We start from the raw sequence: 14,726 nt of genomic DNA on the forward strand, positions 1-14,726 counted from the left end.
TCACCCACCCGGTGACGACCAGTGCACCACCTTGACCGCCGTCATCTCGTCGAGCAGTTCGGGTCCGAACCCGAAACCGTTGCCGCTGATGCGTCGTGGCTCGGCAGCGCCGCCGGGGGCGCCGCCGAAGACGGCGTTGATCTTGACGGTGCCCACCGGCAGGGACCGCCAGGCGAGCTGAGCACGCCCCATGTCGGGCGTCAGCACGGTCGCCGCGAGTCCGTAACGGTCGTCGGCGGCCTCGGCCACCGCGGTCCCGAAGTCCGGGACCACGCGCACCGGAGCGATGGGCCCGAACGTCTCCTCGGTCAGCACCAGCATGTCCGATGTGCAGTCGGTGAGCACGGTGGGCGGGTAGAACGAGCCGGGTCCGGGCCGGGGTTCGCCGCCGAACGCGACGCGCGCACCCGCCTCGACCGCGTCGAGAACGTGGGCGTGCACCTGCTGCCGATGCCGTTCGTCGACCAGCGGTCCGATTCGGCCGTCCCATTCGCGTGCCTCGGCCACCAGGTCGGTGACGAAGGCCTCGGCCTGCGCCTCGACGACGTAGATGCGTTCCACCGAGGTGCAGATCTGACCGGCGTTGGCGAACGACCCGAGCGCGGCCTGCGCTGCAGCCCAACGGGTGTCGACCCCGTCGTCGACGATCAGCGCATCGTTGCCGCCGTTCTCGAGCAGCGCCTTGGCTCCTCGGGCGGCGCAGGCCAGCGCGATGTTGCGGCCGGTCGCACTGCTGCCGACGTGGGCGACGACGTCGACGAGGGGGTTCTCCGCCAGCCGGGTGCCCGCGGTCCCGTCGCCGTCGACGATGTGCAGCACGCCCTCGGGCAGGTGCTCGGCCAGGATCTCGGCGAACCGGCGGCCGGTCTGCGGACAGCGCTCGGAAGGTTTGTGCACCACGGTGTTTCCGGATACGAGGGCCGCACCCAGCAGTCCCGCGGCCACTGCCACCGGATCGTTCCACGGAGTCAGCACCGCGACGACACCGCGCGGTTGCGGCACCATCAGGTCGGTGGCGGCCCACTGCCCCTGCAGTACCCGGCCGCCATGCAGCGGACCCAACTCCGAGTACTGCACCAGCGTCCCGACGCCTGCCTCGACGCCGCCCAGTGCGTCGTCGTGCGGCTTGCCCGTCTCCCTCTCGTTCAGATCGGCCAGCTCTTCGGCGGCTGCCGACACGGCCTTGGCCGCCGCAGCCACGGCTGCCGCACGGTCGGCGGGGGCGGTCCGCGCCCAGCCGGGCGCCGCGGCGCGGGCGGCGTCGACCGCGGCATCGCACGCCGACGGCGGCGCGAGCGGCATGCGGGTGACGACGTCGCCGGTGCGTGGGTCGAGAACGGTTATCTCCAGGGTTTGCGACACGGTTCCCCGATACCCGCCCACCGCTGGTGAAACCGTCGACTTCGCGGGGCATGGCACCCCCTGATCCACCACTAGGCTGGACTGATGGTCGATCAGACGACGGAACGCCGCGCCAGCGTGTTCGCCGACGTCAGCACGCTCGGCGGCGCCCGCCGGCAGCCGCCGTGGTACCGCACCGGCAAGCTCGCCTCGGTGCTTGCCGTCGTCGCGATCGGCGTTGCCGCGACGTGGGGTGCGATCTCCGTGCTGGACACGCCCGACGGCGCTCCGCCCGCCGTGTCCCCGGCCGGCCGACCGGACGTGGGACCGCCACCGATCGAGGGCAGCAGGGGCGACCCGATTCAGGTGGCACCACCCATGCCGCCGCCTCCTCCCCCGCCGCCCTCGACGGCCGAACGGCTCGACCCCGGCCCGGTGTACCGCAACCCGTATCCGCGTTCGTCGCCGTCCCCGTCGAGTGACGGACCCGAGATCGGTGTCACGCGCACGCCGGTGACGCGGGCACCGATCAGCGTCGCGCCGGCTCCCCGCAAGTCACCGGGCAGTGACTCCTCTACCCCCGGTGACGCACCGAAGCGGGGCGGCTGGCCGTGGTGAGCCACCGCTGAGGGTTCTCGCGCGGGCCGTCATTCACAGCACGACGTCCGTTCGGTGCCGACGGGCGTCGCGCAGCAGGTCCGGCCACGCCACGCTTCGATGCCCTCGCGCACCGCGACCCCGGCGATGACCAGACCGGCGATGGGGTCAGCCCACGACCACCCGAGTACCGCGTTGGCCAGCAGGCCGACCAACAGCGCGGCCGAGAGATACGTGCACAGCAGCGTCTGACGCGAATCGGCAACGGCCGACGTCGAATTCAGCTCCCGGCCCGCCCGTCGCTGCGCCCAGGACAGCAGCGGCATCACGGCCAGGCTGACGGCGGCGAGCGCGATGCCCACCGGTGACGGCCGGGCCTCGCCGTCGCCGAGCAGGGCCCGCACCGAGTCGACCGTGACGTACGCCGCGAGCCCGAAGAACGACGCCGCGATGACGCGCAGCGCCGCCCGTTCCCGGTCCTCCGGCCGCGCCGCGCTGAACTGCCAGGCCACGGCGGCAGCCGACGACACTTCGATCACCGAGTCGAGCCCGAAGCCGATGAGCGCGGCCGACGACACCCTGGTTCCCTCGAGCAGCGCGATCGCCGCTTCCACGACGTTGTAGGCGATGGTGGCGGCAACCAGCCAACGCACCCGTCGGATCAAGACGTCCCGCCTGTCCTGACGTGCCGCGGTACCCATCAGCAACAGCCCTGCTCGGCGCAGCACGCAGGGTCGACGGCCAGGACCAGCCCGACCAGATCGTCGAGCGCGTGGCGGATCCGCCGGTCGGCCAATTCGTAGCGGCTACGGCGCCCCTCGGGCACGGCGACGACGAGTCCGCAACCGCGAAGGCAGGCAAGGTGATTCGAGACCGTCTGGCGAGACACCCCGATGTCGTCGGCGAGGTCGCTGGGGTACCGGCCCCCCTCGCGCAGCGACAACAGGATGGACGACCGCGTGGCATCCGACAGCGCGTAGCCGAATCTGGCGAGGGCTTCTCGGTGCATCAGTTCGGGCACGGCACAACGGTACATCCACTTCTGTATTCAGAAAAGGATGTATCGATTCCGGACGTGGTCAGCGCAGCCGCTCGCCGTACACCTTCTCGACAGCGAGGGTCATCAACACCCGCCGGTCGCCGACCATGACCGAGCGGTATTCGGCCCAGTCCGGATGCTCGCCCGCAGCCGCACGGTAGTACTCGACGAGCGCCTCGACCTCGGGTCCGTCCGGATCGGAACCCGGTCCGACGAGGGACACCGAGCCCTCCGCGGTAGCCCATGCCCACCCGTCGGAACTGGTGACCTCGAGCGCCGCGCGTGGATCCCGGCGCAGATTGGCGGTCTTGGCGCGGCCCTCGGTCATCGACACCAGGATGCGGTCGCTGGAGCGGTCGTAGAACGGTGTCACCGGCGACAGCTGCGGCATGCCGTTCGCCTTGATGGTCGCCAGCACCCCCAGCCGGGCGTCGGCGAGGAGGTCTCGGGGGTCGAACGCGTCGGAGGTGTCTGGCATGTCGTGAGAGAACGCGTGAGCCGTGCGGGCCATTCCCCAGCCCGGGATGACAGCATGGCTGCGGTGATCGACCTACCGGCGGCCGTGCGCGACATGGCGGCGCGCGGACCGCAGTGGGCCGACTGGGTCGACGAACTCCCCAGGGCGGCCACCGGGCAGCTGTCCGAGTGGGGCCTGCGCAGTGACGGGGCACCGGAATCGGGCGGCGGCTCGCTGGTCCTGCCCGTGCGGACGGGTGACGGCGAGCGTGCCGTCCTCAAACTGGCCTTTCCGCAGGGCGAGACGGCCTTCGAGCACCTGGCGCTGCGCAGGTGGGCAGGCGCCGCGGCGGTCAGGCTGCTGCGCGCCGATCCCCATCGACGCGCCCTGCTACTGGAACGCGCGCAACCGACCGACCTCCGAGACTCGTGGGACATCGAGGCCTGCGAGATCGTCGCGGGGCTGTATCCGCGGCTGCACCTGTCACCGATGCCGCAGCTGCCGAACCTCTCCGACCTCGTCGCCCGGTGGGTCACCGACCTCGGCGCCCTGCCGCGCAGCGCCCCGATCCCGCACCGGCTGGTCGAACAGGCGATCGCGCTCGGCCGGGCATTCGCGACCGACGACGCGACCAGCGCGACGATGCTCCACGGCAACCTGCACTACCGGACCGTGCTGGCAGGCGACCGCGAGCCCTGGCTGGCGATCAGCCCACGGCCCGTCAACGGCGACCCGCACTACGAGATCGCACCGATGCTCTGGCACAGGTGGGACGAGCTGGCCGGCTACACCCGCGACGGCGTCCGCAGGCGGTTCTACGCGCTCGTCGACGCCGCCGGGCTCTCGGACGAGCGGGCCAGGGACTGGGTGGTCGTTCGGATGACGTGCCACGCCATGTGGGCGTTGCGCGGCGGGTCGACCGACACCGCGTGGCTCACGACGTGCATCGCCGTCGCCAAGGCCGTGCAGGACTGACGCGGCGTCAGGTCGGCAGCGGCAACTGCGCGCCGATCAACGGCGCGATCCGATCGGCCATGAACGCGTGCCCCGCATCCGTCGGGTGCACGCCGTCGCGGCCGATGAGTTCCGGCCTGCCGACGAACCAGCCCTCGGCGATAGGGTCCACGAACGTCGCCCCGGCGATGCCTGCGGTCATGCGGAGCACGTCACGGATCTGCAGCACCGCGGGCGGGACGTCGGCCGTCGGCCAGGGCGGACCGATCACCAGCAGCCTGGCGGCTGGCGCGACGCGACGGGCCTGATCGAAGGCGCCGCTCGTCATCCCCGCCAGCACCACGGGATCGCTCCCCTGGTCGTTACGCGAGCCGTAGAAGACGACGAGGTCGTCGTCGGGACGGACCGCGCGTGGGGCGAGGTCGCCGAAGACGTGGCCGTCGTAGCCCCGCACGACGTAGCCGGCGCGGCCCTCCGCGGCGACGTCGGCGTCGATCTGCCTGCCGTTGGACGCCAGCTTCTGCCACGCCAGCGTGGTCCAATTCGCAGCGCCGTTGCCGCCCTCGCTGCTGCCGGTCGTGTACGAGTCGCCGACGATGGCGACGTGGTTCAGCGACGTCTCGCGCCCCACCGCGCGGTAGGAGGGCTGCGTCGAGGACGCGACGATCGCGAGGACGAGCGCAACCAACACCGTGGCCGAACGACCCACCACAACCTCCAGGTCAGCCGGCGCGGGCCGGTAGTGACTCCGACCGCGGCTCGTGGTCGGCGAGGTTCTGGAGCTTACCGGCGTTCGCTGAATCCTTCGCCAGGGTGGCGCGGGACGCCGGGACCGCCCTGACGTCGACCATGCGCCGCATCCACCGCCGCGCCGGTTCCTCGACCAGGTAATACATCAGGCAGGCGACGGCCAGTGCCACGCCCAGGAGTCCCAGCAGGATCCAGATGCCTGCCGAACCGGACAGGGTCAGCTCGAACTGCTTGGCCGCCCAGATCCACGCGTTGTGCACGATCTCGTGCACCATGTAGAGCCCGAACGACACCTGACCCAGGTAGACCATGACGCGCGTGGACAGCAGGCGTGGCAGCGTGCCTGCCCCGATCGCCAGCGTCACGACCAGCGGAACGAACAGCAGATCCACCAGTCCGCCGGCGTCGGGGATCCTCGGGTTCGGGTGGGCGTCGAAGTAGTACAGCGCGCCGACGATGATGGCGATCAACGCGAGCGACGCACCGCCGGCCACGTGCCTGGTGCGCCTCGTCGGCCAGAGCTTGCGCACCGCTGCGCACGCCAGGGCACCCGCGGTGAACTGCATGACGATCCGCGGCAGCCAACTCCACGGCGTGTAGAACTCCCCCGACGCCAGCAGCAGCACCACAGGGGGCAGCGACGCCGCCATCGCGAGCACCAGCAGGCTGCGGGCCCGCGTCGCGCGTGCCACCCGGAAGACCACCAGGATCAGACCGCCGAACAGCAGGTAGGCCAGCCACTCCGCGCTGATCGACCACGCCGGCCCATCCCAGCTCGACCCGTCGAAGAACGGCTGGAACCACAGCTGCACGAGGAACAACTGGCGGAAGTAGCTGGTCGCGTTGAACTCGTCGACGCTCTCGGGCGGTACGTGCCCCACGTAGATGGTGAAGATGACCAGCAGGGCGGCGAGGTGGAGCGTGACCAGGTACACCGGCCACACCCGGGCCAGCCGCAGCCACAGGAAGCGCACGGTGGCCTTGGTCGACCACGTGCGTCCCATCTTGTCCAGATAGTTCCACGTCAACACGAAGCCGCTGAGGATGAAGAACAGGTCGACGCCCTGGGCGCCACGATCCAGCACGGGCGACAGCGCCGACGAGAAACCCGGAGCAGCCTCGGCGAACAACGGGCGGAAGTGGAACAGCACCACCCAGACGGCGGCCACGATGCGAAGACCCGTCAGGGCCCTGATCTCACCGCCTCGCACGACGTCCTTCCCGTATGTCCTTCAGCCGTCTCTCTGCGGCCCGTTCGTCTCGTGTGCGCCTCGCGCCCCTGCGCCGGCCGTCCGGGCGGTCGACGAGACCTAGCAGCCGGCGGCACTGGCAGGGTAACAGCGGCGCGGGTCCGATCCGGGGACCCGAGACCTGTGAATGTCCCGTGCGCGCCCACGATCTCCACGCGATCTCCACACGGTCTCCATGCGAGGGCACCCCCGGCCCGCAGAAGCTCTTCACATGCAGAACAACAAGATTCGCGGTCCCGTCATCACCTTGGCCGCGGTAGCCGTACTGGGTGGCGGACTCTGGTGGGCCAACGCCGACCAGGACACCGGTACAGCACCCGCCCCATCGGCCGCGGCGGTCACCGCGCCCGCACCCAGCGCCACACCCAGCGCCGCACCGCCCGCTGCGCCGCCGCCGGTTCAGTTCCCGGCGTCGGCGGACTACGTCGGCCGCGTGCCCACCAAGGCCGAGACCATCGAGCTCGACATCGCCGTCGACGGAGCCACCGGCACCGCCTACGTCTGCGACGGGGCCGCGATCGAGGTCTGGCTGCGCGGCAGCGCCACCGACGGCGCCCTCGCGCTCGCCAACCCGGACGAGAGCAGCCGGATCCAGGCCAAGCTGGTCGGTGACGACCTCGCTGGCACGCTGTTCATCGGCGAACGCAAGTGGGACTTCACGGCCGCGCGCAAGGCCGTCGCGTGACGACCAGCGAGTCACCGACCGTCGCCCGACCGGTGGCGTCGAGTCGCGGCGGGGTGGCCGTCGTCGTCGCGGTGCTGGCCGGATCCGCCGTGGCGGTGGCGATGGGCGTGTTCGGATCCGTCCACGACCCGCGCTTCTTCGCGATCAACGTCGCCGGCTTCTCCAGCGGTTCGGCCGTCAAGACCTGGACCGCATCGCTGTCCCTCGGCCTCGCGCTGTTCCAGTTCGGGTCGGCCTTCGCGATGTACGGGCTGCTCCGCAGGGGCCACATCCCCCGCTGGCTCGGCACGGCCCACGTCTGGTCGGGGCGGCTCGCGGTGCTGGCCAGCGTCCCGGTCGCCGTGCACTGCCTCTACGCGCTGGGCTTCCAGTCGACCGACGCCCGCGTGCTGTTCCACTCGCTGTTCGGCTGCTTCTTCTACGGCGTGTTCGTCACGAAGATGCTGCTGCTCACCCGAAGCGGGCTCCGGCCGTGGGTCATCCCCGTCGTCGGCGGGCTGACCTTCTTCGGTCTCGTCTTCATCTGGTTGACCTCCGCGCTCTGGTTCTTTCAGACCAGCGGCGTCACGCTGTAGACCAGCCCACCACTGTTGCCCATCATCACGACCCGTCACCACCGAACCAAGGAGCGTCCGCCCGTGCCCGTCGAACTCACCCCACCATCGAGGCGCACCGTCCTGGCGTGCGCCGGCCTCGGCATCGCCGCCACGACCCTCACCGCCTGCAGCACCTACGGCGACAAGCCACAGCCGCAGTCGGCAGCGCCGAACGGCGGTGCCCCCGCGGCGCTGGCGGCCACGGCCGACGTGCCGGTCGGCTCGGGCGTCATCCTCGACGACGTCGTGCTGACCCAACCGACCGCCGGAGTCTTCAGGGCGTTCTCGGTCCGCTGCCCGCATGCAGGGTGCTCGGTATCCGAGATCACCGATGGCAACATCGTCTGCCCGTGCCACGGCAGCCGCTTCGACCTCGAGGGCGCGGTCGTCAACGGCCCGGCCGCGTCGGCACTGTCACCCAAGGCCGTGACCGTGCAGGGCGACTCGATCGTCGAGGGCTAGGTGTCCCACCCCTCGCCCGACGCCCACCTGCCCCACCTCGCCGACGTGGTGCCCGCCGTGCTCACCGCGATGGGCGCCACCGGGTTCCGCAGCGAGATCGCACTACCCGCCGACGTCACCGGTGCCTGCGTACTGCTGATCGACGGACTCGGAGCCGACCTGCTCGACGCCCACGCCGCCGACGCCCCCGTCATGTCGGGCATGCGGGGTCGCACCCTGGGCGTCGGGTTCCCCTCGACGACCGCCGCGGGGCTGGCCGCGGTGGGCACCGGCCGCCGGTCCGGTGAACACGGCATGGTCGGCTACACCTTCCGGCTGCCCGACACCGGCGTCGTCAACGCCTTGACCTGGCGCGAGCACCCATGGGGCGAGGACCTGCGTGAGCGGGCGAAACCCGAACGCGTGCAACCTCGTTCGACGAACTTCGAACGCGCGGCGACGGCGGGCGTTCGGGTCCGGGTGGTCTCCGACGCCCGGTTCGCCGACTCCGGGCTGACGCGCGCGGTCCTGCGCGGTGGCCGGTACGTCGGCGTCCACGCCATGGGCGATCTCGCGGCGACCGTGCGCTCCACGGTCGCAGCCGGCGGTTTCTGCTACGGCTACCACGCCGACCTCGACATGCTCGGCCACCTGCACGGTCCCGGCTCCGACGCGTGGCGGATGCAGCTGCGCCAGGTCGACCGTCTCGTCGAGTCGGTGGTCGACGGGCTACCACCGGGCGGCCTGCTCGCAGTCGTCGCCGACCACGGCATGGTCGGCGTCGACGCGGCCGACGCGGTCGACGTCGACGCCTCCCCCGCGCTGCTCGACGGCGTGCTCGACGTCGGCGGCGAGGCGCGGGCGCGGCACCTCTACGTCCGCGACGGCGCGGTCGACAGCGTCCTCGACACCTGGCGGTCGACCCTGGCAGATAAGGCCTGGGTGGTCACCCGCGACGAGGCCATCGCGGCAGGGTGGTTCGGGCCGAAGGTGACCGACGACGTCCGCTCACGCATCGGCGACGTGATCGCCGCGGCCTCGGGCCAGGCCACGCTCGTTCGGCGCGCCACCGAGCCCGTCGAATCCGCGTTCCTCGGACACCACGGGTCGCTGACCGCCGCAGAGCAGCGCGTCCCCCTCCTGCTGGCACACCGGGACCTCGGTTAACGTCATCGCCCGTGATCGTGCTGTTGCCGCCGTCGGAGACCAAGCGCGCCGGCGGCGACGGCCCACCCCTGCGTCTCGACGCGTTGGGCGCGCCCGAGCTGGGACCGGTGCGCGCGACGCTGGTCGACGAGTTGGTCGCCCTGGCGGCCGACCGGCCCGCCAGCCGTCGGGCGTTGGGCATCTCCGCCTCGCAGGACGCCGAGATCGACCGCAACGCACACCTGCTCGCGTCGCCGACCATGCCTGCGATCCACCGCTACACCGGCGTGCTGTACGACGCCCTCGACGTGGAGTCGCTCAAGGGTGCCGCGGCCGTGCGGGCACGGGCACGGCTCGCGATCGGCTCGGCGCTGTTCGGACTGTTGCGCGCCGACGACGCGATCCCGGCCTACCGGCTGTCGGCGGGGTCCAAGCTGCCCGGTGGCGGAACCATGGCCGCCCGCTGGAAGCCGGTGCTCGAACCCGTGCTCGCCGCGCTGGCCCGCGACGAACTCGTCGTCGACCTCCGGTCGGGCGCCTACGCCTCGCTGGGGCGGGTGCCGGGAGCGGTGGACGTCGACGTCGTGTCGGAGCGGCCCGACGGCAGCCGCGCCGTGGTGAGCCACTTCAACAAGGCGCACAAGGGGCGGCTGGCCCGCGCCCTGGTTGCTTCGCGGGCCGAACCGGACGACGCCGGACGCGTCGCGGCCGTCGCCCGCCGGGTCGGCATGGCCGTCGAACGCAGCGGCAACGCGCTGACGGTCGTCGTACCCGCGTAGGCCGCGAGATTTCTCCGGCGAGCGTGCGTGTCTGCGGCCGACACGCCGGGCCGGAGCGCGAGTTCACGCACGCTCGCGGGTAATGCCGTCAGCCGATCTAGGTGATGCCGGGCGCCGGCGCGTCCCACCGGTCGGCGTTGACCGCCGTCTGCCACGGCCGCCTGCGCACCGGGCCGTGCCTGCCCTTGGGCCAGCCGACCACCACGTGCCCGGCGAGCATCCAGTCCTCCGGCACCCCGATTGCGTCGCGCAGCAGGGGCTCGCCGCCGTAGGAGGCCCAGCTGGTCAGGCAGGCGCCGAGACCCTGTGCGCGGGCTGCCAGCAGGAAGTTCTGCATCGCCGGGAAGATCGATCCGCCGAGCAGCATGTCCGACGCCAGACGCAGACGCCGTTGCACGAACAGCACCGACGTGAACTCGCCCGCCCGATCGTGCAGTTCGTAGGTGGCCCTGTCGTTGCGGGCGCGGTGGGAGTCGTCGTCGGCGGCGGGCCGCGTCAGGCTGTACGCCTCCTCGATCACCGTGAGCGCCTGACTCGCCGCCTGCGCCACGACCGCGCGCTGCTCGGGTGACCGCAGCACGACGAACCGCCACGCCTGCGCGTTGGCCCCCGAAGGCGCCCAGGTGGCGGCCTCGAGACAGCGTCCGAGGACGTCGTCGCCGACCGGTTCGTCGGTGAACCGCCGGATGGTCCGCGCGGTCGACATGACCTCCCAGACGTCCGCCACCAGGTCGGCCATCTTCAGTCGCCCATCTTCAGTCGGCCATCGTCAGAGCGTTCCGAACAGCTCGATCGAATTGCCATCGGGATCGGCGACGAACATCCAGCCCATCCCGGGCACCGGCGCGAACTCCGTCGGCGGCTCGACGACCTCGTGCCCGGCGGCCTCGAACGCCTCGGCGGCCGCCCGGAGTCCGTTGATGCCGATCGTGAAGTACCGCAGCCCCGCCTGGGCATGGCCACCGCCCGGTGCCACCGGTGCCGCAGGCGGTGAGTCGTACGTGACGAGCTTTAGCACACTGGCGCCCAGCACGTACCGCCGCTGTCTGCCCCCGACGAACTCGATGTCGCCCTGCGATTCCAGGCCGAGGAAGCCCTCGTAGAAGGCGACCATCGCATCGAGGTCGGTGGTCACCAACCCGATCTCGACGGTGGGGCTGAGCAGTTCGAATCTCACGAGGCGGGAGCCTAGCCGGTCGGCTGCGGGCGACCGTATCCTCTGACCCCGTGAAGACGTTTTGGCGCTACGTCCAGATCCAGGCGTTCGTCTTCGTCTGCGGCATCGTGGGGCCGATCTTCCTGATCGGGTTCTTCGCCAGCCAACCCGACCCGTCGTTGAAGTGGATGTACTGGTGGGGGCTGTTCATCACCGCCGCCGACGTGCTGATAGCCCTCGGCCTGGCGTCGGCCACCGACGGCAGGAGGTCGGTGAAGACGCGCACCAAGAAGGTCATCGAGGGCGACTGACGTCGGCTGCCCGATTTCCCGGCGCCCTGATCGTCTGACAGACTGTGCGCCGAGGGGAGTATTCCTTCGCCGCGGTGTCGTCATCACGTCGTTCATGGTTGACCGGCCGGTGCCGTGGGCCGCGATGCGCGGCGGCAGAGACCTCGGCCGTTTCGTCACGTCCGGAGGAACTTTTGAACGTATCCAGCATCGAGTGGATCATCACGCTCAGCGTGACGGTCGCCGTCCTGCTGTTCGACGTGGTGATGATCGCCCGCCGACCCCACGAACCCACACTGCGCGAATGCGCGATCGCCCTGTCGGTGTACGTGGGCGCCGCAGTCGCCTTCGGCCTGTGGATCTGGTTCTTCCACGGCAGCGACTTCGGCATCGAGTTCTATGCCGGCTGGCTGACGGAGTACAGCCTCTCGGTCGACAACCTGTTCATCTTCCTGATCATCATGGCCAGCTTCAACGTGCCGAAGAAGTACCAGCAGGAAGCCCTCATGGTGGGCATCATCCTGGCGCTGATCTTCCGCGGCATCTTCATCGCCCTCGGCGCGGTGGCCATCAACCAGTTCTCCTGGATCTTCTACATCTTCGGCGCGTTCCTCGTGTACACCGCCGTCGGCCTGGTCCGCGACAGCGACCACGACGACGACGGTGACAACGCCGTGGTGAAGTTCGCCCGCACCCACTTCACGCTCACCGACAAGTGGGACGGGCTGCGGCTGTGGATCAAGGAGGACGGCAAGCGTCTGATGACGCCGATGTTCCTCGTCATCGTGTCGCTCGGCACCACCGACCTGCTGTTCGCCCTGGACTCGATCCCCGCGATCTACGGCCTGACGCAGGAGCCCTACCTCGTCTTCACCGCGAACGTCTTCGCGCTGATGGGCCTGCGCCAGCTCTACTTCCTGCTGGGCGGCCTGCTCAAGCGTCTGGTCTACCTGTCCTACGGGCTCGCGTTCATCCTGGCGTTCATCGGCGTCAAGCTGGTGCTGCACGCGCTGCACGAGAACGAGCTGCCGTTCATCAACGGCGGCGAGCACGTCGCGGTGCCCGAGATCCCCACGCTGGCCAGCCTCGGGGTCATCATCGTCACGCTGGCGATCACGACCGCCGCCAGCCTGTGGAAGACGCGCAAGGACGACAAGGCGGCAGACGCCGAGGACGCGGCACCGGACACCACCTCCGCGGCGACGCCCGAGCCCAGCAAGCCCACCTCGGACCCCAGCTAGTGGACGAGCCTCGGCCGCCACTGCCACCGTTCGACCTGGCCTCGGCGACGGCGAAGGTGCAGGCGGCCTCCCTCTAATCTCATTGGACGCGTGGAACACCCGAGACCCGCACCGCGTCAGCCTCGCCTACACCGAGGATTCGCAGTGGCGCAACCGCGACGTCTTCCTCACCGGTCGTGCCGCCATCGTGGAGTTCCTCACCGCGAAGTGGGAGCGCGAACTCGACTACGTCCTGCGCAAGAGCCTGTGGTGCTACGGCGGTGATCGCATCGCCGTCCGATTTCAGTACGAGTGGCACGACGCCGCAGGCCGCTGGTACCGCAGCTACGGAAACGAGTTGTGGGAGTTCGACGATCGCGGGCTGATGCGGCGCCGCGAGGCCAGCATCAACGACGTGTCGATCGACTCCGCCGAACGCCGGCTGTTCGGACCGCGACCGGAATCCGAGCGCGGCGCGCCGGTCGACATCCCACTGCGGTGACCCGCACCGGCCCGAGTTGCCCGGCGCGGCGACAGGCCCGATGATCCGTCGATGGATCTGAACTCCGCGCTGGAACTGGCCGACGTCGACGCAGTCGGGCAGGCGGCGCTGGTGGCCGCGGGTGACGTCAGCGCCGTCGAACTGCTCGACGCCGCGATCCTGCGGGTCGAGGCGACGCGCGGCCTGAACGCCGTCATCACCGACCTGTTCGACCGCGGCCGCTCCCACGCCACCCAACTCGACGAGTCCGGCGTGCTGCGCGGCGACGACCTCGGACCCCTGGCGGGTGTGCCGTTCCTGCTCAAGGACCTCGGTGCCTCGCTCGCAGGCGCTCCCGAGGCGATGGGATCTCGGGCGCTGCGCACCCACGTCGCCACCGAGTCGGCGTGGATCGTCGACCACTACCTGCAGGCCGGCCTGGTCCCGTTCGGCAAGACGAACACCCCGGAGTGGGGCAACCACTGCACGACCGAGCCCTCGCTCTACGGCCCGACCGTCAACCCGTGGTCGCCCGACGCGACGCCCGGAGGCTCCAGCGGCGGATCGGCGGCGGCCGTCGCCGCGGGCGTGGTCCCTGCGGCCTCCGGCGGCGACGGCACGGGGTCGATCCGGGTGCCCGCATCGTGCTGCGGCCTCGTCGGGCTCAAACCGCGCCGCGGCCGTACGTCGTTCGCGCCCGGCGCCGGGCACGGGCTCGAGGGACTGGTCAACGAGCATGCGCTCACCCGGACCGTCCGCGACAGCGCGGCCCTGCTGGACGCCGTGACCGGGTCGGCACCCGGTGACCCGTACAGCGCGCCGCTGCCCACGACGCCGTTCCTGCTGTCCATCGCGAACGACCCCGGCCCGCAACGCATCCTGACGACCACCGAGTCGCCGTTCCCCGGGGCGACGACCCACCCCGACGTGATCGCAGGCGTCGACGCCGTGGCCAGGACGCTGGCCGGCCTCGGGCACCGCATCGAAACGGGTTCCCCCACAATAGATCCCGACGCCGTGGCCGATGCGATCGCCGTACTGCACACCGTGAGCAACGTCCAACTCCACGCGCTCGCCACCGAGCACCTCGGCCGCGAACCCCACGAGGACGAGTTCGAGGCGAGCACGTGGGTCATGGTTCGCGAGGGGTTCGGTACCACCGGGCTCGCCTACGCCGAGGCCATCGCCGCGGTGCACGCCCAGACCCGCCGATTCGCCACCGGCATGGCGGGTCACGACGTACTGCTGGTGCCCACGCTCCTGACCCCGCCGCCGCCGTATGCGCTGCTCGACCAGCCCCGCGGTACGACGCGGAAGTTCTTCGACGTCGAGTTCGCGACGACGGGATGGACGACGCTCGCCAACGTCACCGGCTGGGCCGCGATCTCGCTGCCGCTCGCGACCACCGCCGACGGCCTGCCGGTCGGCGTGCAGTTGATGGCGGCCGACGAGGCGGTGCTCCTGCAACTCGCCGCACAACTCGAGGACGCCATGCCGTGGCGCGACCGCAAGCCGGCAGGCTGGGTGTCCGGTTGAGCTAGCGC

The 14,726-nt window shown here is 70.8% G+C and carries 18 protein-coding genes and 1 pseudogene; 11 read left to right on the forward strand and 8 right to left on the reverse strand.

Annotation, left to right across the window (positions count from 1 at the left end; genetic code table 11):
- The gene (locus G6N61_RS03730; RefSeq protein WP_235887397.1) at window positions 1–1,362 is read right to left on the reverse strand and encodes an aldehyde dehydrogenase family protein; all 1,362 of its coding nucleotides are present in this window, start codon (window positions 1,360–1,362) and stop codon (window positions 1–3) included.
- A gap of 84 nt (window positions 1,363–1,446) precedes the next feature.
- Between G6N61_RS03730 and G6N61_RS03735 the strand changes: the two genes are divergently transcribed.
- Window positions 1,447–1,959, forward strand: coding sequence for a hypothetical protein (locus G6N61_RS03735; RefSeq protein WP_163917315.1), 513 nt, complete (start codon window positions 1,447–1,449; stop codon window positions 1,957–1,959).
- 29 nt (window positions 1,960–1,988) lie between these two features.
- Here the strand turns inward: G6N61_RS03735 and G6N61_RS03740 are convergent, their stop codons facing one another.
- The 3 genes from G6N61_RS03740 to G6N61_RS03750 all read right to left on the reverse strand — a co-directional run bounded on the left by G6N61_RS03740 (window position 1,989) and on the right by G6N61_RS03750 (window position 3,455).
- The gene (locus tag G6N61_RS03740; RefSeq protein ID WP_163917316.1) at window positions 1,989–2,639 is read right to left on the reverse strand and encodes a cation diffusion facilitator family transporter; all 651 of its coding nucleotides are present in this window, start codon (window positions 2,637–2,639) and stop codon (window positions 1,989–1,991) included.
- The gene (locus G6N61_RS03745; RefSeq protein ID WP_163924577.1) at window positions 2,639–2,947 is read right to left on the reverse strand and encodes an ArsR/SmtB family transcription factor; all 309 of its coding nucleotides are present in this window, start codon (window positions 2,945–2,947) and stop codon (window positions 2,639–2,641) included. Before G6N61_RS03745 ends, G6N61_RS03740 begins: the two co-directional genes overlap by 1 nt.
- Before the next feature lie 70 nt (window positions 2,948–3,017).
- Entirely contained in the window at window positions 3,018–3,455 is a 438-nt protein-coding gene (locus G6N61_RS03750) for a PPOX class F420-dependent oxidoreductase (protein ID WP_163917317.1), read from the reverse strand.
- A gap of 54 nt (window positions 3,456–3,509) precedes the next feature.
- Between G6N61_RS03750 and G6N61_RS03755 the strand changes: the two genes are divergently transcribed.
- Window positions 3,510–4,409: an aminoglycoside phosphotransferase family protein gene (locus G6N61_RS03755; RefSeq protein WP_179973560.1), complete on the forward strand. Its 900-nt coding sequence runs from the start codon at window positions 3,510–3,512 to the stop codon at window positions 4,407–4,409.
- Between the two features lie 7 nt (window positions 4,410–4,416).
- On the opposite strand, the gene G6N61_RS03760 is transcribed toward G6N61_RS03755, so the two are convergent.
- Entirely contained in the window at window positions 4,417–5,097 is a 681-nt protein-coding gene (locus tag G6N61_RS03760) for an Rv0518 family GDSL lipase (protein WP_407666373.1), read from the reverse strand.
- A gap of 13 nt (window positions 5,098–5,110) precedes the next feature.
- Window positions 5,111–6,349, reverse strand: coding sequence for an acyltransferase family protein (locus G6N61_RS03765; protein WP_163917318.1), 1,239 nt, complete (start codon window positions 6,347–6,349; stop codon window positions 5,111–5,113).
- Between the two features lie 250 nt (window positions 6,350–6,599).
- Between G6N61_RS03765 and G6N61_RS03770 the strand changes: the two genes are divergently transcribed.
- From G6N61_RS03770 to yaaA, 5 genes are all read left to right on the forward strand, one after another.
- Entirely contained in the window at window positions 6,600–7,073 is a 474-nt protein-coding gene (locus tag G6N61_RS03770; RefSeq protein ID WP_163917319.1) for a hypothetical protein, read from the forward strand.
- Window positions 7,070–7,648 carry a DUF6529 family protein gene (locus tag G6N61_RS03775; RefSeq protein ID WP_407666374.1) on the forward strand — a complete coding sequence of 193 codons (579 nt, stop codon included), beginning with the start codon at window positions 7,070–7,072 and terminating at the stop codon, window positions 7,646–7,648. Before G6N61_RS03770 ends, G6N61_RS03775 begins: the two co-directional genes overlap by 4 nt.
- Window positions 7,649–7,711: 63 nt before the next feature.
- Complete coding sequence (locus G6N61_RS03780) at window positions 7,712–8,131, forward strand: Rieske (2Fe-2S) protein (protein WP_179973561.1); 420 nt, start codon at window positions 7,712–7,714, stop codon at window positions 8,129–8,131.
- Window positions 8,132–9,277 carry an alkaline phosphatase family protein gene (locus tag G6N61_RS03785; protein ID WP_235887398.1) on the forward strand — a complete coding sequence of 382 codons (1,146 nt, stop codon included), beginning with the start codon at window positions 8,132–8,134 and terminating at the stop codon, window positions 9,275–9,277.
- Window positions 9,278–9,288: 11 nt separating this feature from the next.
- Entirely contained in the window at window positions 9,289–10,035 is a 747-nt protein-coding gene (gene yaaA, locus G6N61_RS03790; RefSeq protein WP_163917320.1) for a peroxide stress protein YaaA, read from the forward strand.
- A 97-nt stretch (window positions 10,036–10,132) separates the two neighbouring features.
- Here the strand turns inward: yaaA and G6N61_RS03795 are convergent, their stop codons facing one another.
- Together G6N61_RS03795 and G6N61_RS03800 are read right to left on the reverse strand one after the other, a co-directional pair.
- Window positions 10,133–10,774: a nitroreductase family protein gene (locus tag G6N61_RS03795; RefSeq protein WP_163917321.1), complete on the reverse strand. Its 642-nt coding sequence runs from the start codon at window positions 10,772–10,774 to the stop codon at window positions 10,133–10,135.
- A gap of 30 nt (window positions 10,775–10,804) precedes the next feature.
- A complete protein-coding gene (locus G6N61_RS03800; RefSeq protein WP_163917322.1) occupies window positions 10,805–11,212 on the reverse strand; it encodes a VOC family protein in 408 nt (135 codons plus the stop codon).
- Window positions 11,213–11,262: 50 nt separating this feature from the next.
- On the opposite strand from G6N61_RS03800, the gene G6N61_RS03805 reads away from it, so the two are divergent.
- The 4 genes and pseudogenes from G6N61_RS03805 to G6N61_RS03820 all read left to right on the forward strand — a co-directional run bounded on the left by G6N61_RS03805 (window position 11,263) and on the right by G6N61_RS03820 (window position 14,718).
- Window positions 11,263–11,502, forward strand: a complete 240-nt coding sequence (locus G6N61_RS03805) for a hypothetical protein (protein ID WP_163917323.1) — start codon at window positions 11,263–11,265, stop codon at window positions 11,500–11,502.
- 173 nt (window positions 11,503–11,675) lie between these two features.
- The gene (locus G6N61_RS03810; RefSeq protein ID WP_163917324.1) at window positions 11,676–12,722 is read left to right on the forward strand and encodes a TerC family protein; all 1,047 of its coding nucleotides are present in this window, start codon (window positions 11,676–11,678) and stop codon (window positions 12,720–12,722) included.
- Window positions 12,722–13,203 (forward strand): annotated as a pseudogene (locus G6N61_RS03815) (nuclear transport factor 2 family protein). Before G6N61_RS03810 ends, G6N61_RS03815 begins: the two are co-directional and overlap by 1 nt.
- Before the next feature lie 51 nt (window positions 13,204–13,254).
- Window positions 13,255–14,718 carry an amidase gene (locus G6N61_RS03820; RefSeq protein WP_163917325.1) on the forward strand — a complete coding sequence of 488 codons (1,464 nt, stop codon included), beginning with the start codon at window positions 13,255–13,257 and terminating at the stop codon, window positions 14,716–14,718.
- The last annotated feature ends 8 nt before the right edge of the window (window positions 14,719–14,726 follow it).

This window comes from Mycolicibacterium arabiense, assembly GCF_010731815.2.
Taxonomy (GTDB): Bacteria; Actinomycetota; Actinomycetes; order Mycobacteriales; family Mycobacteriaceae; genus Mycobacterium; species Mycobacterium arabiense.